The sequence below is a fragment of the Terrabacter terrigena genome (genome assembly GCF_042676085.1).
Lineage (GTDB): Bacteria > Actinomycetota > Actinomycetes > Actinomycetales > Dermatophilaceae > Terrabacter > Terrabacter terrigena.
In genome coordinates, this window is the sequence record NZ_JBHTKH010000001.1 from 713,519 (window position 1) to 735,513 (window position 21,995).

At 71.6% G+C, this 21,995-nt stretch carries 23 protein-coding genes and 3 tRNA genes; 8 read left to right on the top strand and 18 right to left on the bottom strand.

Annotation, left to right across the window (positions count from 1 at the left end; genetic code table 11):
- Positions 1-34: 34 nt before the first annotated feature.
- The gene (gene rplL, locus ACFQ2V_RS03315; RefSeq protein ID WP_386050681.1) at positions 35-421 is read right to left on the bottom strand and encodes a 50S ribosomal protein L7/L12; all 387 of its coding nucleotides are present in this window, start codon (positions 419-421) and stop codon (positions 35-37) included.
- A 69-nt stretch (positions 422-490) separates the two neighbouring features.
- Positions 491-1,105, bottom strand: coding sequence for a 50S ribosomal protein L10 (rplJ, locus tag ACFQ2V_RS03320; RefSeq protein ID WP_386050682.1), 615 nt, complete (start codon positions 1,103-1,105; stop codon positions 491-493).
- A 324-nt stretch (positions 1,106-1,429) separates the two neighbouring features.
- Here rplJ and ACFQ2V_RS03325 point away from each other — a divergent pair, with 324 nt between their 5' ends.
- On the top strand, positions 1,430-2,356 hold the full coding sequence (locus tag ACFQ2V_RS03325) for a DUF3152 domain-containing protein (protein WP_386050684.1): 927 nt from the start codon (positions 1,430-1,432) through the stop codon (positions 2,354-2,356).
- 102 nt (positions 2,357-2,458) lie between these two features.
- Here the strand turns inward: ACFQ2V_RS03325 and ACFQ2V_RS03330 are convergent, their stop codons facing one another.
- From ACFQ2V_RS03330 to ACFQ2V_RS03360, 7 genes are all read right to left on the bottom strand, one after another.
- Positions 2,459-3,712, bottom strand: coding sequence for a choice-of-anchor P family protein (locus ACFQ2V_RS03330; protein WP_386050686.1), 1,254 nt, complete (start codon positions 3,710-3,712; stop codon positions 2,459-2,461).
- 205 nt (positions 3,713-3,917) lie between these two features.
- Positions 3,918-5,810, bottom strand: coding sequence for a gamma-glutamyltransferase (gene ggt, locus ACFQ2V_RS03335; RefSeq protein WP_386050687.1), 1,893 nt, complete (start codon positions 5,808-5,810; stop codon positions 3,918-3,920).
- Between the two features lie 181 nt (positions 5,811-5,991).
- The gene (rplA, locus tag ACFQ2V_RS03340; RefSeq protein ID WP_386050689.1) at positions 5,992-6,708 is read right to left on the bottom strand and encodes a 50S ribosomal protein L1; all 717 of its coding nucleotides are present in this window, start codon (positions 6,706-6,708) and stop codon (positions 5,992-5,994) included.
- 119 nt (positions 6,709-6,827) lie between these two features.
- A complete protein-coding gene (gene rplK / locus ACFQ2V_RS03345) occupies positions 6,828-7,259 on the bottom strand; it encodes a 50S ribosomal protein L11 (RefSeq protein ID WP_386050691.1) in 432 nt (143 codons plus the stop codon).
- A gap of 95 nt (positions 7,260-7,354) precedes the next feature.
- Positions 7,355-8,236 carry a transcription termination/antitermination protein NusG gene (gene nusG, locus ACFQ2V_RS03350; RefSeq protein WP_386050693.1) on the bottom strand — a complete coding sequence of 294 codons (882 nt, stop codon included), beginning with the start codon at positions 8,234-8,236 and terminating at the stop codon, positions 7,355-7,357.
- Positions 8,237-8,318: 82 nt separating this feature from the next.
- Complete coding sequence (gene secE, locus ACFQ2V_RS03355) at positions 8,319-8,588, bottom strand: preprotein translocase subunit SecE (protein WP_045191936.1); 270 nt, start codon at positions 8,586-8,588, stop codon at positions 8,319-8,321.
- A gap of 114 nt (positions 8,589-8,702) precedes the next feature.
- Positions 8,703-8,775: transfer RNA gene (locus ACFQ2V_RS03360), tRNA-Trp, on the bottom strand.
- 211 nt (positions 8,776-8,986) lie between these two features.
- Between ACFQ2V_RS03360 and ACFQ2V_RS03365 the strand changes: the two genes are divergently transcribed.
- The 4 genes from ACFQ2V_RS03365 to ACFQ2V_RS03380 all read left to right on the top strand — a co-directional run bounded on the left by ACFQ2V_RS03365 (position 8,987) and on the right by ACFQ2V_RS03380 (position 12,900).
- The gene (locus ACFQ2V_RS03365) at positions 8,987-10,357 is read left to right on the top strand and encodes an aminotransferase class I/II-fold pyridoxal phosphate-dependent enzyme (RefSeq protein ID WP_386050695.1); all 1,371 of its coding nucleotides are present in this window, start codon (positions 8,987-8,989) and stop codon (positions 10,355-10,357) included.
- Positions 10,354-10,875 carry a DUF5709 domain-containing protein gene (locus ACFQ2V_RS03370; protein WP_386050697.1) on the top strand — a complete coding sequence of 174 codons (522 nt, stop codon included), beginning with the start codon at positions 10,354-10,356 and terminating at the stop codon, positions 10,873-10,875. The genes ACFQ2V_RS03365 and ACFQ2V_RS03370 overlap by 4 nt, the downstream gene beginning before the upstream one ends.
- 109 nt (positions 10,876-10,984) lie before the next feature.
- Complete coding sequence (locus tag ACFQ2V_RS03375; protein ID WP_386050699.1) at positions 10,985-12,085, top strand: adenosine deaminase; 1,101 nt, start codon at positions 10,985-10,987, stop codon at positions 12,083-12,085.
- A 125-nt stretch (positions 12,086-12,210) separates the two neighbouring features.
- The gene (locus ACFQ2V_RS03380; RefSeq protein WP_386050700.1) at positions 12,211-12,900 is read left to right on the top strand and encodes a hypothetical protein; all 690 of its coding nucleotides are present in this window, start codon (positions 12,211-12,213) and stop codon (positions 12,898-12,900) included.
- A gap of 79 nt (positions 12,901-12,979) precedes the next feature.
- Here the strand turns inward: ACFQ2V_RS03380 and ACFQ2V_RS03385 are convergent, their stop codons facing one another.
- The 6 genes from ACFQ2V_RS03385 to ACFQ2V_RS03410 all read right to left on the bottom strand — a co-directional run bounded on the left by ACFQ2V_RS03385 (position 12,980) and on the right by ACFQ2V_RS03410 (position 15,623).
- A complete protein-coding gene (locus ACFQ2V_RS03385) occupies positions 12,980-14,053 on the bottom strand; it encodes a UDP-N-acetylmuramate dehydrogenase (protein WP_386050701.1) in 1,074 nt (357 codons plus the stop codon).
- 17 nt (positions 14,054-14,070) lie between these two features.
- On the bottom strand, positions 14,071-14,511 hold the full coding sequence (locus ACFQ2V_RS03390; protein WP_386050703.1) for a MaoC/PaaZ C-terminal domain-containing protein: 441 nt from the start codon (positions 14,509-14,511) through the stop codon (positions 14,071-14,073).
- Positions 14,511-14,957, bottom strand: a complete 447-nt coding sequence (locus ACFQ2V_RS03395; RefSeq protein WP_386050705.1) for an FAS1-like dehydratase domain-containing protein — start codon at positions 14,955-14,957, stop codon at positions 14,511-14,513. The genes ACFQ2V_RS03390 and ACFQ2V_RS03395 overlap by 1 nt, the downstream gene beginning before the upstream one ends.
- A gap of 122 nt (positions 14,958-15,079) precedes the next feature.
- Positions 15,080-15,250, bottom strand: coding sequence for a 50S ribosomal protein L33 (rpmG, locus tag ACFQ2V_RS03400; RefSeq protein ID WP_034801502.1), 171 nt, complete (start codon positions 15,248-15,250; stop codon positions 15,080-15,082).
- 164 nt (positions 15,251-15,414) lie between these two features.
- A tRNA-Met gene (locus ACFQ2V_RS03405) sits at positions 15,415-15,491 on the bottom strand.
- 59 nt (positions 15,492-15,550) lie between these two features.
- Positions 15,551-15,623: transfer RNA gene (locus ACFQ2V_RS03410), tRNA-Thr, on the bottom strand.
- Between the two features lie 157 nt (positions 15,624-15,780).
- On the opposite strand from ACFQ2V_RS03410, the gene ACFQ2V_RS03415 reads away from it, so the two are divergent.
- A complete protein-coding gene (locus ACFQ2V_RS03415) occupies positions 15,781-16,284 on the top strand; it encodes a GtrA family protein (RefSeq protein ID WP_386050707.1) in 504 nt (167 codons plus the stop codon).
- A 34-nt stretch (positions 16,285-16,318) separates the two neighbouring features.
- On the opposite strand, the gene ACFQ2V_RS03420 is transcribed toward ACFQ2V_RS03415, so the two are convergent.
- The gene (locus tag ACFQ2V_RS03420; RefSeq protein ID WP_386050708.1) at positions 16,319-17,044 is read right to left on the bottom strand and encodes a glycosyltransferase family 2 protein; all 726 of its coding nucleotides are present in this window, start codon (positions 17,042-17,044) and stop codon (positions 16,319-16,321) included.
- A 6-nt stretch (positions 17,045-17,050) separates the two neighbouring features.
- Positions 17,051-17,725, bottom strand: coding sequence for a class I SAM-dependent methyltransferase (locus ACFQ2V_RS03425; RefSeq protein WP_386050710.1), 675 nt, complete (start codon positions 17,723-17,725; stop codon positions 17,051-17,053).
- Positions 17,726-17,910: 185 nt separating this feature from the next.
- Between ACFQ2V_RS03425 and ACFQ2V_RS03430 the strand changes: the two genes are divergently transcribed.
- A complete protein-coding gene (locus ACFQ2V_RS03430; RefSeq protein ID WP_386050712.1) occupies positions 17,911-20,178 on the top strand; it encodes a hypothetical protein in 2,268 nt (755 codons plus the stop codon).
- Positions 20,179-20,206: 28 nt separating this feature from the next.
- On the opposite strand, the gene ACFQ2V_RS03435 is transcribed toward ACFQ2V_RS03430, so the two are convergent.
- Positions 20,207-21,106 (bottom strand): hypothetical protein, encoded by a 900-nt coding sequence (locus ACFQ2V_RS03435; RefSeq protein WP_386050714.1) that lies wholly within the window; start codon positions 21,104-21,106, stop codon positions 20,207-20,209.
- A 59-nt stretch (positions 21,107-21,165) separates the two neighbouring features.
- Here ACFQ2V_RS03435 and ACFQ2V_RS03440 point away from each other — a divergent pair, with 59 nt between their 5' ends.
- Positions 21,166-21,987, top strand: a complete 822-nt coding sequence (locus ACFQ2V_RS03440; RefSeq protein ID WP_386050715.1) for a hydrolase — start codon at positions 21,166-21,168, stop codon at positions 21,985-21,987.
- The last annotated feature ends 8 nt before the right edge of the window (positions 21,988-21,995 follow it).

A 21,995-nucleotide genomic window follows, 5' to 3' on the forward strand; every position in this document is an offset into this window, starting at 1 on the left:
GGTGGAGCAGTGATCCCGGCAGTGCCGGGTCAGATCACTTGAGCTCGACGGAGGCGCCGGCGCCCTCGAGCTGCTCCTTGGCCTTCTCGGCCGCAGCCTTGTCGACACCCTCGAGAACGGGCTTGGGGGCGCCGTCGACGAGGTCCTTGGCTTCCTTGAGGCCGAGGCTCGTGAGCGCGCGGACCTCCTTGATGACCTGGATCTTCTTGTCGCCAGCGGCAGTGAGAACGACGTCGAACGAGTCCTTCTCCTCCTCCTCGACAGCGGCAGCGCCGCCACCGGCAGCCGCGGGGGCGGCGGCAACGGGGGCAGCAGCGGTGACCTCGAAGGTCTCCTCGAACTGCTTCACGAACTCCGAGAGCTCGATGAGGGTCATCTCCTTGAAAGCGTCAAGGAGCTCGTCGGTGCTGAGCTTCGCCATGGTGGCTTCCTTCCTAGATATTGCCGTGAGTGGCGTGTTGTTGAAGCGAGCTGGTGCGCAGGCGCGCAGTCAGCTCTCGTCGCCACCCTCGGCGACGTCGGTGGTTGCCTCGGCGGCCGGAGCCTCCGTGGCGGGAGCCTCGTCGGCGGCAGCCGGCGTGGCGGGACCCTGCGCCTCGACCTTCTGGCGCAGGGCGTCGACCACGCGGGCCGTCTGCGACAGAGGAGCGACGAAGAGGTAGGCGGCCTTGTTGAGGGAGCCCTTCATGGCGCCCGCAAGCTTGGCCAGGAGAACCTCGCGGGACTCGAGGTCCGCGAGCTTCGTGATCTCCTCGGGGGACAAGGTCTTGCCGTCGAGGACGCCAGCCTTGATCACGAGGAGGGGGTGTGCCTTGGCGAAGTCACGCAGACCCTTGGCCGCCTCGACCGGGTCACCGGTGATGAAGGCGATGGCCGACGGGCCCTGGAGGTGGCCGTCGAAGGCCGAGATACCGGCCTCCTTCGCGGCGAGCTCCGTGAGCGTGTTCTTGACCACGGCGTAGGTGGCGTGCTCTCGGATCGAGTTGCGCAGCTGCGAGAGCTGCTTCACGGTCAGGCCGCGGTACTCGGTGAGAACGGCCGCACCGGACTCACGGAACTTGTCCGTGATCTCGGCAATGGCTGCGCTCTTCTCGGCGTTCGCCATCTGGGCCTCCTTCCCTTGCGTGGTGCCGCCGGCGAAGGGGCCCCGGAGGGCCTGCACGAGAAGAGCCCCGGCGCAGGGCGCTCGGGGCTCGGGGCGGCATACTCGACGTATGCCGTGAGGCTGAGTGTCCTGCGCTGGCTGCCCGCATCGTGCGGGACCTTCGGGAGATCGTGGTTGCCCACGCCTCCAACCGGCGGTCATTGGTCGTGCACCAGAGTACGGGCAGTCCCCCTCCCCGACCAAATCGGGCCGGGCCGCCCCGCCGCCCGCGCGTCACGGGTGCGCTGCTCGCTTTGCGCGGGTAGGTGACCTAGCGTGGCCCGTATGCGAGGCAGCGTGGAGCGCGGCCCGACCTTCGGGCATCGGCAGGCCATCCGCCGTCGACGCTCGTGGGCCGGTCTGGCCGTCGTGCTCTGCGTCGCCGCCGACGTCTGGTCGGTGACCGGCGCCGGGGCGCGAGAGCCGGTGGCCCAGTCCGGACTCTTCAGGATCGAGCGGGTCGGGTTCACGGCCGGCATGGCTCCGGCCGTGGCCGTCGACCAGGTCGAGCGGGTGCCCGAGTCACAGGTCGACTCCCCTGGTGCAGCCGCCGCTGCCGACCCGACCAGCACGACCGGCGCGGCGACGAAGGGCGGCCCGGGCGGCAGCGCCGGCGCCGCGAACGACGGCAAGGACGCGAAGGGTGCCGTCATCGAGTCCGGAACCGGGCGGTTCTCCGTCGTCACGATGCCGGCCAAGGCCCTCCGGCCGACCCCGGCGAGCGGACGCACCGTGCGCTACACGGTCGAGCTCGAGGGCGGCCTCGACGTGTCCGGCGAGCAGCTGGCCACGGTGGTCGGCACCGTGCTCACCGACCCCCGCGGCTGGCAGGCCAAGGACGGCGTGCGGTTCGTCAACGTCCCGCCGGCCGCCGCCGCCAAGGGAGCCGAGGTCGACCTGCGGATCACTCTCGCGAGCCCGACCACCACCGACAGGCTGTGCGCACCGCTCCAGACCCGCGGTCAGGTGAGCTGCCACAACACCGGGCGTGTCGTGCTCAACCTCCGACGTTGGGTGCTCGGCGCTGCGGCATACGGCAGCGACGTCGACGGCTATCGCACCTACCTCGTCAACCACGAGGTCGGCCACGGCATCGGCCACGCCCACGCGTACTGCGGCGGCACGGGCAAGGTGGCGCCCGTGATGATGCAGCAGACCTACGGCCTCAAGGGCTGCACCGCCTGGCCGTGGCCCACGCCCAAGCCCGCCTGAGCGCCCTCGGCGCGAGGGACCAGCCCCCGCGACCAGCCCGCCGGGCGGCTGGTCGCGACGGGCGTCGCGACCAGCCTGCCCGGTCGTGCTCGAGGCGTGGGGTCAGAGGAGCGACGTCACGGATGAGCCGATGCGCACCACCGAGCCTGTCGGGAGGTTGCCCCGCACGCGGTCGGTGACGATCTCGATCATGACCACCTCGATGGACTTCGACGTCCGCACCACCTTGTGCAGCGTCACCTTGCCGACCCCGGGGACGGTGACCACGGTGTTGGGCCGGACCGACGAGGAGATGGCCGGGAGGCCGGGGATGCGCAGCCCCACGAAGCGGGACGCATCGGCAAGGACCGGGACGGCGCCGGGGCTGGACTGCCGGGCCGAGGTCTCGGCGACGACCGAGTCGACGCTGATCAGGCCACCGAGGACTCGTGGCGCGTTGATGGTGTTCCTCGCCCACGAGCTGCGCAGGGTCGAGGTGACCTTGGAGAGCACGTCGGTGGTCGCCGTGCCGGTCGCCACCAGGGTGGGGACGGTGGCCGACGCGAGCGTCGCCTGACCCGAGCCGCCGGTGCACGGCACCCCGGCAAGCGCCGTCCGACTCGATGACGCGGAGCCGTCGGGATGGCTGGCAGAGGTGGCGTACCCGAACCCGCCGACGAGCCCGCTCACGGGTCCGGTGAGCGTCGCACGGGAGACGCCGACGTCCATGCGAGAGCCGACGGGCAGGCCGAGCGGGTTCGACCCGGTGATGACGACCCGAAGGGCGGTGGTGGCGACCCGTAGCTCGTTGCCGACCACCGACTTGGTCTGCTGGTTGAGGTAGACGGTCGCGAACGCGGCCCCGCTCGACGTGCGCAGGGTGACTGCCGAGTTCGGTGCCGGCACGCTGTTGAGGGAGCGGCCGCCGACCTTGAGCCCGAGGAACTGGGACTGGTTCGAGCCGGCCAGCGCCCCCGCGACACTGCGCGTGGCGGCGCTCGTCGAGGTCACGTTGTCGGCGTGCACGAGACCCTTGAGCAGGTTCACGCCCGAGGTCGTGGACGACCCCCGGCTCGAGTGACCGGTCGTGGTCGTCGACGTCGTCGCACTGGTCCTGGTCGCGCCCACGGAGCCGGCCGGGACGTCGCCTGCGGCGGAGGACGCGACCGCAGACTTGCCGAACGACGTGGTGCAGCTGATCCCGGCGAGAGCCGTCGGACCGGAGCGGACGACGCCCCCGACGACGACGTAGCTGCCGTATGCGGACGCCGAGGCTCCCAGCAGAGGCGAGGCCGCTGTCGCCGGTGTCGCGGTGAGCGGCGCGGCCATCCCCGAGATGGCCGCCCCGACGAGGATCGCCGTGAGTTTCCTGTTCATCTTGCGTACTCCTGTCATCGATGCCCTGCCATCGATCCCCTGACCGATGTACGTGGACAACGACCTGCAGGAGCGGCACGTTATGGGACGAAGGCCCTGATATGTCCTTTTCGGAGGCTTTCTTCCAGCCCAGGGACGTCCGGTGACGACACGACCGAGGCCGCTCCGGGAGGGAGCGGCCTCGGTCGTCGTCAGGTCCGGTGACTCAGCGAGGGTGGACGACCATCGCCGAGCCGCCGCCGCGCCGGACCGTCTCGGCGGCCGCCTCGAACACGCCGCCGCCCAGGCTGCGGATCGCCGTGACCGCACCGATCTCGTTCGGCGTGCCGCCCGGCGCGAGCTTGTGGCCCATGGCCGTCAGGGCTGCGCCGGTGGGGCCGTCGAGGATCGCCGGCTCGGCGCCCTCGGAGCCGCCGTTGCGTGAGCTGAGGCGAGGCGCCGCGATGGCCTCGACCAGCGGCAGGTCGCGGTCGAGGTAGCCGAGGATCGTCTGCGACACCGACGTGATGATGGTGGCGCCCCCCGGCGAGCCGACCGCGAGGAACGGCTTGCCGTCCTGCAGCAGGATGGTCGGGCTCATCGACGAGCGGGGACGCTTGCCCGGGCCCGGCAGGTTGGGGTCGGGCACACCCGGAGTGAGCGGCGTGAAGTTGAAGTCGGTCAGCTCGTTGTTGAGCAGGAAGCCGTAGCCCGGCACCGTGATGCCCGAACCGCCGGTCTGCTCGATGGTCAGGGTGTAGGACGCCACGTTGCCCCACCGGTCGGTCGCGGTGAGGTGGGTCGTCGACTGGCCCTCGTACGGCTCCTTCTGTGCGGTGGAGCCCGGGGCGCACGAGGTGTAGGAGCCGTCGGGTGAGCCGAACGGGATCGGCCGCGCGTGTGCGGTGGCCGGGTCGAAGAGGCAGGAGCGCTCGCCGGCGAAACCGCGGCTCGTCAGCTCGCGAACCGGGACGTCGGGAACGTCGCCCACGTAGCGGTTGCGGTCGGCGAAGGCCGTCGCTGACGCCTCGGAGAAGCGGTGGAGGTACTGGACCTCGTCGACGGCGCCCGTCGCCATGCCCGTGCGCTGCTCGTAGGCCGTCATGAGGTTGAGGATCTCGGCGACGGCGATGCCACCCGAGCTCGGAACCGGCATCCCGTAGACGTCGAGGCCCTTGTACCGCGAGTGGATCGGGGCCTTCGTCAGCGCCCGGTAGGCGGCGAGGTCGCGCGTCGTCATCTGGCCGCCCATGACGGACACGCCCGGGGCGGTGTGCGGCGCGTTGGACTCGCGGACGATGGCCTCGCCGAGGCGACCGCGGTAGAGCACGTCGGCGCCTTGGGTGCGCAGCGTGCGGTAGGCGCCGGCCATGTCGGGGTTGGTGAACCGTGAGCCCACCTCAGGGGCCTTCCCGTCACGCAGGAAGACCCGCGCGGTCTCCGGGAACTTCGAGAAGCGCGCAGCGTTCTGGGCGGTCTGGTCGTGGAAGGTCTGGTCGACGACGAAGCCGTTCGCCGCGAGCCGTTCGGCCGGCTTGAGCGCGGCGTTGAACGAGAGGGTGCCGTGGTCGCGCAGGGCCTTGGCCCACAGCGCGGGCGTGCCGGGCACGCCCACGGACAGACCCGAGTTCACCACTGCGTTGAAGTCCAGTGCCTTGCCCGTCGCCGGGTCGGTGAAGGTCTTCTCGTCGAACGTCGCCGGAGCCGTCTCGCGACCGTCGATGGTCGAGACCTTCTTGCTGCGGGCGTCGTAGTAGACGAGGAAGCCGCCACCGCCGATGCCGGCGCTGTAGGGCTCGGTGACGCCGAGGGCCGCGGCGGTCGCGACCGCGGCATCGGCAGCGTTGCCGCCGCGGCCCAGCACGTCGATGCCGACCTGCGAGGCGTCGCGGTCGACCGAGCTGACGGCCCCGCCGGAGCCGACCATGACCGGTGCCTTGGGCAGCGGCGTCGGGTTGCCGTGCCGGCTGTGGTCGCGCTGCGGCGCCGGTGCTGCGGACGGCGACGCGGTCGGCTGGGCTCCGGCCGTGGCGGGGAGCAGGGAGAGAGGGAGCCCGACGACGAGTGCGCCGAGGACCCATCGGGAACGTGTCGTGGTGCGTTCGCTGTGACGACTCATCTTTCGACCGTACCCGCGCAAACGCCGCAGTTCGCGCCGAGGCACCTTCCCGATCCGACATGACGGAGTGTCTCTCGATCGGAGAGGGCGAGCGACTGCCGGCGTCGCGAGTCCGCCACTGGAACGGCGAGAGCCCGCCACCCCAAGGGGTGACGGGCTCTCGACTGCGTGGGTCAGGCGGTCAGGCCTGGTCCTCCTCCGCGAGGAGGTTGCGCGTCTTGGAGAAGTCGAGCGGGATGCCCGGGCCCATCGTCGTGGAGACGGTGGCCTTCTCGATGTAGCGGCCCTTGGAGCTGGACGGCTTGAGACGCAGGATCTCCTCGAGGGCGGCGGCGTAGTTCTCGACGAGCTTGGCCTCGTCGAAGGACGCCTTGCCGATGATGAAGTGGAGGTTCGCGTGCTTGTCGACGCGGAACTCGATCTTGCCGCCCTTGATGTCGGCGACGGCCTTGGCGACGTCCATCGTCACGGTGCCGGTCTTCGGGTTCGGCATGAGGCCACGCGGGCCGAGCACCTTGCCGAGACGACCGACCTTGCCCATGAGGTCGGGGGTGGCGACCACGGCGTCGAAGTCGAGCCAGCCGCCCTGGACCTTCTCGAGAAGGTCGTCGGAGCCGACGTGGTCGGCGCCGGCCTCGCGGGCGGCCTCGGCCTTGTCACCGTTCGCGAAGACGAGCACGCGGGCGGTCTTGCCGGTGCCGTGCGGCAGGTTGACCGTGCCGCGGACGGCCTGGTCGGCCTTGCGGGGGTCGACGCCGAGGCGCATGGCGACCTCGACGGTCTCGTCGTACTTGGCCTTGGCGGTCTGCTTCGCGACGCGGACGGCCTCGAGCGGGGCGTAGACCTTGCCGGGCGTGATGAGCTCGGCGGCTGCGCGGTAGTTCTTGCTGCGCTTCATGGAACTGCTCCTTGTGTGTTCTTCGTGGAGTCGTGGTGCGGACCAGCGCTGGTCCTCCCACGTGGCCGACGGCATACGGTCCGTATGCCGTGCGGCCGGGGTGACGCCTGGCTCTGGGCTCAGAGCTCGGTGTCGATGCCCATCGAACGAGCGGTGCCGGCGATGATGCGCGCCGCCATCTCCTCGTCGTTGGCGTTGAGGTCTTCCATCTTCTGGCGGGCGATCTCGAGGACCTGGTCACGCGAGAGCCTGGCGACCTTGGTCTTGTGCGGCTCACCGGAACCCTTGGCGACGCCCGCAGCCTTCTTGATCAGCTCGGCAGCCGGCGGGGTCTTCGTCACGAAGGTGAACGAGCGGTCCTCGTAGACCGTGATCTCGACCGGGATGACGTTGCCGCGCTGGGACTCCGTCGCGGCGTTGTACGCCTTGACGAACTCCATGATGTTGACGCCGTGCTGACCGAGGGCCGGGCCGACGGGCGGGGCGGGGGTGGCCTGACCGGCCTGGATCTGCAGCTTGATGAAGCCGGAGACCTTCTTCTTGGGGGGCATGGTTGCCTACCTTCTTCGTTGTGGACCGACGCCGTGGGCGATGACCCGGTTGCATGCCGGTGCGGGATGCCGCACCGAACGTGGTGGGACCCTGCTCAGATCTTGGCGACCTGGGCGAAGGAGAGCTCGACCGGGGTCTCCCGGCCGAAGATCGAGACGAGCACCTTGAGCTTCTGCGTGTCGGTGTTGATCTCGGAGATCGTGGCGGGAAGGGTCTCGAACGGCCCCTCCATGACGGTGACGGACTCGCCGACCTCGAAGTCGATGACGCGGACGTCCTTGGGGGCGCTGGACTTCGCGGCAGCACCGGTGCCGTCGGCCGCGCCGGCGGCCTCGAACGTCGGGGCGAGCATCGTGAAGACCTCGTCGATCGACAGCGGCACCGGCTGGTGCGCGTTGCCGACGAAGCCGGTCACACCCGGCGTGTGGCGCACGGCGCCCCAGCTCTCGTCGGTGAGGTCCATGCGCACGAGGACGTACCCGGGCATCCGGACCCGGCGGACCTGCTTCTTCTGGCCGTTCTTGATCTCGGTGACCTCCTCCATGGGGACCTCGATCTCGAAGATGAAGTCCTCCATGTTGAGGGTCTGGATGCGCGTCTCGAGGTTCGCCTTCACGCGGTTCTCGTAGCCGGCGTAGGAGTGGATGACGAACCAGTCGCCGAAGCGGCTGCGCAGGTCGGCCTTGAAGTCCGCGACCGGGTCGCCGCTGCCGGTGGCAGCAGGCGCGTCGTCCTCGGCGGCGTCATCACCGGAGACCTCGTCGGCGTCGTCGGTCTCGTCTGCCTGGTCCGCGGCGCCCTCGGCGGGCTCGGCGGGCTCGCCGGGCTCGTCGGTGGCCTCGGTGGCGTCGGCGTCCTCAGCACCCGGGGTGGCGTCGGAGGCCGAGAGCTCGTCGGACTCAACCGCGGGGTCGACGACGTCAGTCCCGGTGCTCTCGCCGTTCGGGGCGCCCTCGTGGGCGAACTGCTCGGACACGCTCTGACCTACTTCCTTGCTCGTGGACCAGCCGGTGGCGGCTGGCGGTGACATCCCGGGGCGCGGGCGAGACGCCCGTGCGTCAGATCGTCGCGCCGGTGAGGGCCCACGAGATCAGCTTGCTCAGACCGAAGTCGAGCCCCGACACGAGAGCCATCATGATCACGACGAACACGACCACCACGGTGGTGTAGCGCACGAGCTCGGGGCCCGTCGGCCGCACGACCTTGCGCAGCTCGTCGAGGATCTGGCGGACGAAGAGACTGATCGCGCCGAGGAACCGCGACACGGGGTTGCCGCCACGGGCCTTGTCAGCCCGGCCGGACCCGCGCTTGGCGCTCGTCTCCGTCACGATTCCTTCTTTCTGCCTGGGTACTGGCCCGCGACAGCGCCCGGGCCGTGGGGTGTCCACGCCGAGGCCGGAGCCGCGTGCCGCCTTGCACGACGACCACATCACTGGGATGCGCAGGGCAAGAGGGACTCGAACCCCCAACCGCTGGTTTTGGAGACCAGTGCTCTACCAATTGAGCTATTGCCCTTCGCCGAGACCGTGGGGTGGTCGCGGCGGGACGGCATGCGTCAGCATGGCCAGCGAAGCCGTCCGAGGGTCGATCATACGGGACGATCGGACCGCAAAGCGAACCGAGTGACAGCCGGCCACCGTCCGCGTGGCAGGCCCCCCGTCCGCGGCACCACCCGGCATACGGACCGGGCTGCTCGGCAGCACACGCGAGTGGCAGGATCGGGAGGGTGACGAACCCGCACACCGCCCTCGCGTCCCTGTCCGACGACGACCTGGCCGGCTTCCTCGCCGAGCAGCGTGAAGCCTATGCGGCCCTGAGGGCGCGCGGGCTCAAGCTCGACCTGACGCGCGGCAAGCCCTCGGCAGCGCAGCTCGACCTCTCGGACGCGCTGCTCGCGCTGCCGTCGACGACCAAGGACCGCGCCGGCGTCGACGTGCGCAACTACGGAGGCCTCGAGGGCCTCGCCGAGCTGCGCGAGATGTTCGCCGAGCTGCTCTGGGTCGAGCCGTCGCAGGTCGTCGCGGGCGGCAACTCCAGCCTCACGATGATGTACTCCACCATCGTCGACTTCCTGCTCTTCGGCGGCGTCGACTCCCCGCGGCCGTGGTCGCAGGAGGACACGGTCCGGTTCGTCTGCCCGGTGCCCGGCTACGACCGGCACTTCTCGATGCTCGCGGCGTTCGGCATCGAGATGGTCACCGTCGACATGCACGACGACGGCCCCGACATCGCCGCGGTCGAGGCGCTCGTCAAGGACGACCCGAGCATCAAGGGCATCTGGATCGTCCCGACCTACGCCAACCCGTCGGGTGCCGTCGTCTCGCAGGAGATCGCGGCCCGTCTCGCGGCGATGCCCACCGCCGCGCCCGACTTCACGATCTTCTGGGACAACGCGTACGCCTTCCACCACCTCACCGAGGTCGAGGCCAAGAGCGCCGACATCCTCACGCTCGCCGCGGCGAGCGGCCACCCCAACCGCCCGATCATGTTCGCCTCGACGTCGAAGATCACCTTCGCCGGCGCGGGCGTCGCCGTGCTCGCGGCCAGCGAGGCCAACGTGAAGTGGTACCTCAAGCACCTGTCGATGAGCTCGATCGGGCCCGACAAGGTCAACCACCTGAGGCACGTCGAGTTCTTCAAGGACGCCGAGGGCGTGCGGGCGCACATGCGCGGGCACCGCGACATCATCGCGCCGAAGTTCGCGGCCGTCGACGAGGCTCTCACCGAGGGGCTCGACGGGCTCGAGGTCGCCGAGTGGAGCCACCCCACGGGTGGCTACTTCGTCAACCTGGACGTGCTCGACGGCACCGCCTCGCGCGTCGTGGCCCTGGCCAAGGAGGCCGGCATCGCGCTCACGCCGGCCGGCGCGTCCTTCCCGCACGGGCACGACCCGCGCGACCGCAACATCCGCCTCGCGCCGACGTTCCCGGTGCTCGACGAGGTGCGCACGGCCATGGCGGGCGTCGCGACGTGCGTCGCCCTCGCGGCCGCCGAGAAGGTGACCGCTGACCGCTCCGCCGGGGTAGGGGACGGGGGCGACGCCGACGTCGCCGACGCGTCGACCACCGAGCCCGCCAGCGAAGGAGCCTCCCGATGAGCCAGATCGAGCCCAACGAGAACATCGACGACGACCTCACCACCTACAGCGTCGACGACGAGGACCAGCTCCAGCCCGAGGACACCCTCGAGGACGGTGAGCTCGACGACGTCCTCGACCGCGGATACTCCCCCAACGACCGGCCGCAGGGCGTCAACGCGCACGGCACGACGGCCTACGAGGAGTCGATCGACGAGACGATCGACGAGCGCATCCTGCAGGAGGAGCCCGACCCGGGCTCCGCCTACGGTCGACCCGACAACGAGAGCGGCCTCGACGGCGACCGGATCGGCGGCGACGACCCCGACTCGATCGACGCCGAGGACGACTGGCTCGGCGACAACGAGGTGGGCGACGCCCGTGCCGGCCGCCTCGTCGCCGACGACGAGGGCGCGCACGAGGACGACGAGAAGCAGGCGTGGGCCAGCGACGTCGGCGTCGACGGCGCCGGCGCGTCGGCCGAGGAGGCAGCGATGCACGTCGTCGACGAGATCGCCGACGAGCCCGAAGAGGGCTGACGAGGCCGACGAGGCCGACGAGGGCCTGACGTCCGCCCCCCGCCCCTGGGCCGCGTGGCCGGCGGAGGCGACCCGGATGACCTGGACGTCGGGTGACACACTGGCCCGCATGACGCGTGCGGTGGAGGACCTCCCCAAGGCCCACCTGCACCTGCACTTCACCGGCTCGATGCGCATCGACACGGTGCGTGACCTCGCAGCGGGCCACGGCATCCGGCTGCCCGACGCGCTCGTGACCGGGTGGCCTCCCAGGCTCGCGCGGGCCACCGACGAGCGGGGCTGGTTCCGGTTCCAGCGGCTCTACGACGCCGCCCGCTCGTGCGTGCGCAGTGAGGCCGACATGCGCCGCATCGTGCGCGAGGCGGCGCAGGACGACGCGACCGAAGGGTCGCGCTGGCTCGAGATCCAGGTCGACCCGACGTCGTACGCGCCGTTCGTCGGCGGCATCACGCCCGCCCTGGAGATCGTCCTCGACGAGGCCAGGGCGGTGTCGGCGGACGGGCGCATCGGGGTCGGTGTCGTCGTGGCCGCGAGCCGCATGCGGCACCCCTTGGAGGCGCGCACGCTCGCGAGGCTGGCCGCCCACCACGCCGGGGACGAGCCCGGTGACGTCGTCGGGTTCGGCCTCTCCAACGACGAGCGGCGCGGGCTCGTGGCCGACTTCGCCCCGGCCTTCGCCATCGCCCGGCGGGCCGGGCTGGCCCTCGTGCCCCACGGCGGCGAGCTGCTCGGCGCCCAGTCGGTGATGGAGACGCTCGAGCACCTCCACCCCGACCGCATCGGCCACGGTGTGCGCAGCGTGGAGGACCCGCAGGTGCTCGACGCAGTCGCGGAGGCCGGTGTCACGCTGGAGGTGTGCCCCGGCAGCAACGTCGCCCTCGGCGTCTACTCCGACCCCGCCGAGGTGCCCCTGCGCCGCATCGTCGACTCCGGGATCCCCGTCGCGCTCGGCGCCGACGACCCCCTGCTGTTCGGGTCCCGCCTGGCGGCACAGTATGCCGCCGCCCGTGACCTCGGTTTCGACGACGAGGGCCTGGCCCGGCTGGCGCGCAGCTCCCTCGAGGGGAGCCGGATGCCGCGGCGGCTGCGCGCGGCCGCGCTCGCCGGGGTGGACGAGTGGCTCGCCGGCCCCGGGTCCGGGCTCGCGAAGCCCGGCGCGGGCGACCGGGGGCGCCCCCCCGAGCCGGTCGCACCGCTACGTCCCGCGTGACTCGGGCCACACCGACGACCCGGGCACACCCGGACAAAACGCCCCACGCGTCGCGGTGGCCCACCGTCCACGCCCGTGCACCGAGTTTGCTCAGGGTCGGTGCGCCCGGTCATGCTGTTCGCGAGATGAAGACTTCTGCCGCAGCCCTCGCCCGCCCATCGACCGCCTCCGGTGCCCGCATCCGACGCCTCGCCGTCGTCGGCCTCGTCGCCCCTGTCGTCGCGCTGGCGGCCTGCAGCGGCGAGTCCCCGGTGACTGCCGACCCGACCGCGCCGGCGGCGGCCAGCACGGCCTCCACGAGCCCGGCGGAGACGTCTGAGGCGACGACGGCGACGCCCAGCCCCAGCACGACCAGCGCGCAGGCCCCCGTCGACAAGATGGTGACGAAGGCGATCACGTCCACGCTCAAGGACCCCGAGCTCGGGCACACGATCACGGCCCGGCGCATCGTGCGCAACCTCTCGTGGCCCTCCGGCCAGCCGGTCGGGGCCCGCCAGTTCGAGATCGTCGGTGTGTGGGTGACCTTGAAGGCGGGCACCCGCTACTCCGCCTCGATCGACCCCTCCATGCTCTCTCTGGTGGCGACGAACCCCGCCCAGACCGTCGTGCCCACCTCCGAGTTCACCAAGCGGTGGGGCGCCACGGTGCTCAAGCCGGCCAAGCGCTCGCAGACGAGCGCCGGCTGGGTGTTCTTCAAGGTCGACCGCGGCACGACGAGCGCCCTTCGTCTCGGGTTCAACCGCCCGGCCTACCAGGTCAGCACGACCGGCAAGAAGCTGCCGGCGAAGACCTTCGGCGTCGTCCTGACGAAGTAGCCCGCGCGACCCTCGTCGAGGGGAAGGCTCCGGCCCCTCTGGGACCCGGGGCCTTTCGGGTTGCGGCGCTGCGGCCGACTCAGAGGGTCTCGCCGAGCAGCACCGGCTCGTTCACGAGCGTGACGCCGAAGGCGGCGCGGACGCCGTCGCGCACCTGACGGGCGAGCGCCAGCACGTCGCCTGCGCTCGCACCGCCGCGGTTGGTGACCGCGAGGGTGTGCTTGGTCGACAGGGCCGCCGGGGCGGGCAGGCCGAACCCCTTGCCGAAGCCCGCGTGCTCGATGAGCCAGGCGGCGCTCGTCTTGACCCGACCGTCGGGCTCGGCGAACCGCGGAGGCGTCGGCCCGTCCCACCCGAGCCGCTCCCCCACCCGCTCGACGAGGTCGTCGAACTGGTGTCGGCCGAGGATCGGGTTGGTGAAGAACGACCCGCACGACCACGTGTCGGGGTCGGAGTCGTCGAGCACCATCCCGCGCGACCGGCGCTGCTGCAGCACGGCCTCCCGGGCGTCCTCGAGGGGGACCCGCGTGCCCAGCGGGACGTCGAGGCCCTTCGCCAGGGCCGCATACGCGACCGGGCGGCTGAGGTCGGCCAGCTCGAACTGGAAGAGCACGTCGAGGACGACGTAGCGGGCGTTGCCCTTGAAGAGCGAGTGACGGTAGGTGAACGCGCAGTCCGCGTTCATGAAGGTGCGGACGGTCTGCTCCCTGCGGTCCCACGTGCGCACCTGCGCGACGGTCTGCGAGACGTCCTGGCCGTAGGCGCCGACGTTCTGGATGGGGGTGGCACCGGTGCGGCCGGGGATGCCGCTGAGGGCCTCGACGCCCGCCCAGCCCTCCGACACGGCCCGCTCGACGACGTCGTCCCACACCTCGCCGGCCGCGACCCGCACCAGGGCGCCGCCGCAGGCGTCGGCCGACTCGCGTGTGACGCCGCTCGTCGCGACGTGCACGACCGTGCCGGGGAAGCCGTCGTCGGACACGACGAGGTTCGAGCCGCCCGACAGCACGAGCAGCGGCTCGTCGGCGTCGTCGACCTCGCGGACGGCGTCGACGAGCTCGTCGGTGGTCTCGACGGTGACGAGCCGGGCTGCCGGGCCGCCGACGCGCATCGTCGTCAGCGTCGAGAGCGGGACCCCATGGTCTTCGCGCACGCGGTGGACCCGACCGTTCAGTCGAGCCGGGCGACGGCCAGGGCGCGGCCCAGGACCTTCTCGCCGGCCGCGGTGGCGGTCAGCTCGACCGTGACCTGCCTCGTCTCGGGGTCGGCCTTCTTGACCACGCCGGAGACCTCGATGTCGGCGCCCGTCTCGTAGGGCACCACGACGGGTCGGGTGAAGCGCACGCCGTACTCGACGACGCGGCCGGCGTCGCCCACCCAGTCGGTGACGAGCGTGACGGCCGAGCCCATCGTGAACATGCCGTGGGCGATGACGTCGGGCAGGCCGACCTTCTTCGCGAACGGCTCGTCCCAGTGGATCCGGTTGCGGTCCAGGGACGCCCCGGCGTACTGGACGAGGCGGGGGCGGTCGACGTGCACGGTCAGCGGCGGCAGCGTGTCGCCGACGGCGACGTCGGCGAACGCGCGGACAGGAGTGGGCCGGGTGCTCATCACTCGCCTCCTCGGATGACGATGGTCGACGTCGCGGTGCAGACCGCCTCGCCCGCCTCGGTGGCGAGCTCGGTGCGGGTGGTGACCATGGCGTGGCCACCGGCCTCGCGCACCGCGTCGACGTGCAGGGTGCCGACGATCGCGTCGCCGGCCGTGAGCGGGCGGTGGTGGGTGAAGCGCTGCTCGCCGTGGACCACCCGGGAGAAGTCGATGCCGGCCTCGGGGTCGCGGATCAGCTGGGCGTCGCACTGCTGGGCGATGAGCACGGCGAAGGTCGGCGGCGCGATGACGTCGGCGTAGCCGCGGGCGCGGGCGACCTCGGCGTCGACGTGGACCGGGTCGGCCGAGCCGACGGCTTCGGCGAACTCGCGGATCTTGGCGGCACTGACCCGGTAGGTCTCGGTGGGCGGATAGGCACGGCCCTGGAAGTCTGCGTTCACCGGCATACGGGCACCCTATCGAGCGGCGGCGTCAGCGGCTCGGGGCGTCCCGGCGCGTTGGTCGAACCCGGGAACGACGACGCTCCCCCGGCCGGTGGCCGAGGGAGCGTGGACGTCGAGCGCTGGGCTCAGCGGGTCTCGCGGTGCTCCGTGTGCTTGCCGCACTTCGGGCAGAACTTGTTCATCGCGAGACGGTCGGGGTTGTTCCGACGGTTCTTCTTCGTGATGTAGTTGCGGTCCTTGCAGTCCACGCACGCCATCGTGATCTTGGGACGGACGTCGGTGCTCTTGCTGGCCACGGCAACCTGCTCTTTCGGGAACGTACGAGGGTTTTCTGTCGTCTTGCGACGGGTGTCGCGCGGCGCGTCACGCGTTCCGGGCTCCCGGGTGACACGCAGGCGCGACGTCCTAGGTTACGCGACACCCCGGCGATTGGAGAAATCGACGCCGGTGCGCGCGGAAGTGGTAGCGGGAGCGGGGCTCGATCCCGCGACCTCACGATTATGAGTCGTGCGCTCTAACCAGCTGAGCTACCCCGCCATGGGCTGCCGTGCCCGGACCTGCCGCGATGCTGCGAGAGGCCGGGACCGGCTGACCAGAGCCCCAATAGGGAATCGAACCCTAGACCTTTTCCTTACCATGGAAACGCTCTGCCGACTGAGCTATTGGGGCACGGCCGACGTCGTGGAAACCGTCACGAGGACGGGCCCGGGTCGACCTGCTGTGCGACGGCGAGACTACACGGTCGCGGCCGTTGATACGAAATCGGGCACCGGACCGCGGCGCTGGTAGCGTGACGGTGTCGCGCCACGAGCCGGAGAGCCACCCCGTGACCACGAACCCGCCCCCGCCGGAACAGCCAGGCGTCCTGCGCCAGGTCGTCCGCTTCTCGCTCGTCGGAGCCTTCGGGTTCGTCGCCGACGTCGGCGGGTTCAACCTGCTCCGGTACGCCGGCGGCGAGGGGCCGCTGCACGCGTACCCCCTCACGGCGAAGGTGGTCTCGGGCGTGCTGGCGACGGTGGTCGCCTGGCTCGGCAACCGCTACTGGACCTTCCGGAACTCGCGGCGGGACAAGGCCTACCACGAGTTCCTCCTCTTCGCGGTCGTCGCCGGCATCGGCACGCTCATCGCCATGTCGTGCCTGTGGGTCTCGCACTACCTGCTGCGGTTCACCTCGCCCCTCGCCGACAACATCTCCGCCAACGTCATCGGGCTCGGCCTCGCGCTCACGTTCCGCTTCTGGGCCTACCGCCGTCACGTGTTCAGCCGTACGCCGCCGCCTGTGTCGACGGACGAGGCGGCGCCGGACGTCTCGCGGGAGACGCGGCCCTGACGTGTGGCGCCGGGACGGCCCGGGCTGACCGGGCTCAGGGCCCGCGGCGGATGCGCCGGGCGCGCAGCCGCATACGGACGGTCAGGCGGACCATCTCGAGGCCGAGCGAGATCGTCTTGCCCAGCTCACCGGTCACGGACGACACCCCCACGCGGGGGTGGTAGTTCACGGGCACCTGGACCATGCGCACCCGGGTGATGACCGCGATCAGCAGCATCTCGAGGCCGTACGCCGAACCGGCCAGCGTGGAGCGGCGCAGGATGTCGTCGGCGCGTTCGGCCGTCATGACGCGGAAGGTGCAGCCCACGTCGCTGAGGTAGGAGGTGTTGTAGAGGACCTCGATGAGCTTGGCGACGAGCCAGTTGCCCCACTGCAGGAACCAGCCCATGTTGGCGCCGTCCCAGATGAAGTTCGAGACGGTGCGCGAGCCGATGACGAGGTCGCAGTCGGGCAGGAAGGCGAGCAGCTTGCGCAGGTCCTCGGGGTCGAACGTGCCGTCGGGCTCGCAGACGGCGACGAGGTCGGTGCCTGCCTCGCGCAGGCCCCGCTGGATCGCCGCGCCGTAGCCCTGCCTCGTCTCGAAGACCTCGACGGCTCCGGTGGTCGCCACCTCCTCGGAGGTGCCGGGAGCCGCGTTGTTGTTGACGACGATGACCCTGTCGACCTCGGGGACCGCCTCGAACCGCCGGATGCACTCGGCGATGCTGTCCTTCTCGTTGTAGGTCGGCAGCACGACGCCGAGGGTCTTGTCACGCCACATGAGCCCTCACCCACCGGGTCGGGCGACGACGAGCATCTGCCCCGCCATCGGCTTGATCGGCGAGCGCAGGTAGAGGGGCACGAGGAACGCGAGGCCCGCTGCGCGCGACTTCAGCGTGAGCGGCAGGAACCGGGCCTGCCGGACCTCGATGTGCCAGCCCAACGAGGTCAGGTAGTCGCTGAGCGACTGGTCGGTGTAGACGGAGACGTGGGTGAAGTCGTCGAAGTAGCGGCCCGGGTCGAGCCGGAAGTTGGGCTGCATGAGGATGAGGCGGCCGCCGGGGCGCAGCACCCGCGCCGCGCCGGCCAGCAGCCGCCCGGACTGGTCGCGGTCGAGGTGCTCGAGCAGGTTGCTGGCGAAGACGACGTCGAAGGAGTCGTCGGCGAAGCGCGCGAGGTCGGTGCAGTCGCCGACCTCGGCCCGGACGTGCGCGGCTGCCGCGCGAGCCACCGTCGCGTCGAGGTCCATGGCCACGACGTGCCCGGCCTCGACCTGGTTGGCGAAGTCGCACCAGCCGGCGCCGAGCTCGAGCACGTCGGCGTCGGGCGCGACGTACCGGGCCAGGTAGTTGCAGACGTGACGCCAGACCTTCACACGGTTGGGGTTCGGCGCGAGGCGCGTCTCGAAGTAGCCCGGCTCGTAGACGCCGGCCGGCTGAGGACCGTTGTGGGGGTCGTCCATCTTTCGTCTCTCGGGGGGTCGACTACGGGGACACCTCGGACCACGCGACTCGGGAGTCGTCCAGCACGACGACAGGTCGCTCATGGACACTAACAGGACCGAGGTCGGATCGATCCACGGCGGACACCCGCGCTACCGGCACGGGCGACGGGCAGGTGACGGCGACGACAGTGAGGACAGGGCCAGTGGCTGACGACGAGCACGCAGCGAGCCGGGTCGCGAACCCGGTGTCCGCTGCCGTCGTGGCCCTCGGTGTCCTCGTCTACGTGGGGCTGGCCGTGCGGACGGGCCTGACCGTCGGCGACGCCGCTGCGAGCCTTGCGGCGCTGCTCGTGACCCAGGTGCTTCCCGGCGTGCTCGTGTGGCGGTCCCTGCGGCCCCGCGCGGGCTGGCTGCTCGAGGATCTCGCGGCCGGATTCGCGATCGGGTCGGCGCTGGCGGTGCCGGTGCAGATCGTGGCCGGACTGACCCACCAGCGCTGGCTGGCCGCAGCGCTACCCGTGGCCCTCGTGCTGCTCCTCGTCGGCCTCCGCACCCCCAGGCGCCGCATCCTCGAGGCCAGGTGGCAGCCGGTGGCGTGGTGGTTCGCGCCGGTGACCGCCGTCGTGTCCCTCGCCGCGGTCCCCCAGTTCCTCGACTACACGGTGAGCAACAGGGTCGCCTACGCCGGGCCCACGGCGCCGCACATCGACACCTACCTTCACCAGGCGCTCGCCTCCGAGCTCCTCACCCGAGGACCCGTCTCGTGGCCGACGGTGGCCGGCGAGGACCTCGGCTACCACTGGTTCACGCACGCGTGGCTCGCCCAGGTGTCCGCCGCCTCGGGGGTCGAGCTGGATGCGGTCCTGACGCGCGTCATGCCCGCGCTGATGCCGATGGCGGTCGTGCTCGCCGTGGCCGTCGCCGGCTTGCGGCTGGGCGGCCGGTCCTGGGTCGGCGCCGCGGCCGCGCTGGTGACGATGTTCGGGGGGCGCTTCAACGCGTTCGAGGTGCCGGACCTCGCCTTCCCCCTCACGCCGTTGTCACCGACGCTGGCCCTCGGCGCTCCCACCCTGCTGCTGCTCGTCACCGTGCTCGCCCTCCGCTGGAGAGGTGAGATGCTCCGCGGCGCCTGGGTGCTCGTGCCCCTGCTCGCCGTCGTGTCCGCGGGCACGAAGGGCTCGACGGCTCCCCTCGTCGTCGCGGGACTGGCCGTGGCGGTGGCCGCGATGGCGCTCTGGAACCGGCGCCTGCTCGTGCCGACCCTCGTCGACCTGCTCGTCGTCGGGGCCGGTCTCGTGTTCGCCCTCATCGTCGTCTTCCACGGCTCGAGCGCCGGCCTGAAGCTCGGGGCGACCGACGCCGCCAAGCAGAGCCTGCTCGCCGGTCTGCTGACGCAGGTGCCTTCGGTCCAGCTGGTCTGGCTCGCGGTCACCCTCGGCGTCGTGAGTGGCATGTCGAGGGCCGCCCTGACGTTCGTGCTGCCCTTCCACGAGGACACCCGCCGCGACCCGCTCACCTGGGTGCTGATCGGGTCGACGTTCGCCGCGGCGTGCGCCGTCGCCCTCTTCTCGCACCCCGGGCGCAGCCAGGGCTACTTCTACCTGACGGCGATCCCCCTGGCGGCGCTCGGTTCGGTGCTCGGCCTGCAACGGCTCGCCCGGTCCCAGGGTGCTCGAGCCGTGGGCCTGGTGGCCGCGGCGGGCATCGTCGGCGGCCTCGCCACGTACGCCGTGCCGACGCTGGTGGCCGGCCACCTGCGCCCGCGCGCCTACTCGCAGGCCTGGGAGACGGTGTGGCTCGCCGCAGGGTGCCTCGCGGCAGTCGCGGTGATCGGCGTCGTGGCTGCGTGGCTGTCGACGCGGCGGCGGCCACGCGAGAACCCACGTCGGCCCGGCGCCGGGGTCGTCGTGCTCGCCTCCGTCGCGGCCTCCCTGCTCGTCGCCGGGTCGACCACGGGCGTGCTCGCCCTCAAGGGAGCGCTCACGCCGGTCCCGACGAAACCCGTCACCCTGAGGTCGCCCAACGCCGTGTCGCAGGGCCAGATCGACGTCGCACGCTACATCCGCGACCACTCGGGCGTCGACGACCTCGTCATGACCAACCGCCACTGCACGGTCCCGCGCCAGCCCTTCGGCGGCTGCGACAGCCGGCGCTGGATCGTCACGGCCTTTAGCGAGCGGCAGGCCCTCGTCGAGGGGTGGACGGCCACCCCCGAGGCCACGCGCGTGGCACCGCACGGCCGTGACTCGATCACGGTCGACTACTGGAAGCCCGACATCCTCCGGCTCAACGACCGGTTCACCCGCACTCCCGACGTGGCCGACCAGAAGGCGCTGTGGGACCTCGGCGTCCGCTGGGTCTACCTCGAGAACACGATGCCCCACGCACAGTCGCTCGCGCCCTACGCCGAGGAGCGCTTCCGCACCGCCGACGCGTCCGCGTGGCAGCTGAGCACGCCCTCGGCGCCCTGACGCCAAGGCGCACCGCCCGCGTACGCGGTCAACCGTCGGCGTCGTGGTCGGCGAGGGCCTGCTGCGCGGCCTCCTCGTCCTTCTCGCGCCGATCGCGTGTGCCGGTGGCCTCGTCGAGCTCGCCGGTGACCTTCTCGAGCCGGGCGCGGGCCGTGGCGAGACGCCGCTCGAGGTCGGCGATGCCCTCGGTCACCTCCTCGTGCCGGGCGGTGAGGACGGCGACCTGCCGGTCGGCCGTCCGCAGCTCCGAGCGCGCCGTCTCGAGCGCCGACTGGAGGCGAGCGCGCTCGGCGGCCCGCTTGGCCCGGCGGCGCTCCTCGAGGTCGACGGCATCTCCCTCGTCGTCGGCCTCGTCGTCCTTCGCGCCGGCGCCGCCACGGACGACCGACAGCGACGGGCGGCCGGCTCCACCGTCGTCGCCCCCGAGGGCGACGACGTCCTCGACGTCGACGGACCCGAAGCCCGAGTAGCTGAGTGAGCGCACGAGCGAGCCGGTGAGCACCGAGGCCTCGGCGTCCTCGTCGGCGATCAGGGCGGTGAGGGTGTCGCGCACCTCCTGGGCCACCCCGGCGCCGAGCTTCTGCCCCGCCTGCGCCGACTCCTCCGCGACCCGGTCGGCGAGCGCGTCGACCCGCCGCGAGCGCTCGCGACCGAGGAGTCGCAGCTGGTCAGCGTCGAGGGTGCGCTGCGCCTCGCGGAGCAGGTCGGCGAACGCACGGAAGTCCTCGAGCTCGTCGGCGTGCTCGCGCACGAAGTGGTTGACGGCCCACGCCGCCACCGTCGGCTTGCGAAGCGCGCCGATCGCCGCGGCGAGGTCCTTGTCGCCTGCCTTCTTCGCCTCGGCCACCAGCTCGGAACGCAACGGTGTGAAGCGGGCCGGCGGGGCGGCATACAGCTGCTCGACGGCGGCGCGCAGGTGCAGGATCACGGATGCATCCTCCCGCAAACCCGCTGGTGCCGTGAGTCCCAGCCGGGCAGTCTGGTCCGGTGATCTGGATCTGTGCGACGTGTGCCGTGGAGACCGACGACCTGGCGGAGCCGCCCGCCGAGTGCGAGGTGTGCGAGGACGACCGGCAGTGGGTGCCGGCCACCGGCCAGCGGTGGACGACCCTCGACGAGCTGCGCGACGCAGGGACCCGCGTCGTCGTCGAGCCCGTGGAGGAGGACCTGTGGGGGCTGCACGCCGATCCCTCGGTCGGCATCGGCCAGCAGACGATGGTGGTTCGCACCCCGGAGGGTGTGCTGCTGTTCGACTGCGTCGGCTACCTCGACGACGCCGCGGTGGAGGTCGTGCGGTCCCTGGGGCCGACGCTGGCCGTCGCCGCGAGCCACCCCCACATGTACGGCGTGCAGACCGAGTGGGCCCGGGCCCTCGGGGATGTGCCGGTTCTCCTGGCCGAGCGCGACGCGGAGTGGGTGCGGCGGAAGGACCCGCTCGTCGAGCTCTACGACGAGTTCCGCGAGGTGGCCCCGGGGCTGACGCTGCACCGGGTGGGCGGGCACTTCCGCGGCCAGGCCGTCGTCGAGTGGCGGGCAGGCGCCGAAGGACGCGGCGTGCTGCTCGCGGGCGACGCCGTCTTCCCCAACCCCGACCGGAGGTCGGTCAGCTTCCTCCGCAGCTACCCCAACCGGATCCCCTTGTCGGGCAATGTGGTCCAGCGCATCGCCGGGCAGCTCGAAGGGCTGCACTACGACCGGCTGTACAACAACTTCGGCGCGGTCGTGCCGCGCGATGCCAAGGCCGTGGTCCGGTTCTCCGCCGACCGGCACGCGGCCTGGACCCGCGGCGACTTCGACCACCTCACCTGACCGCGCGC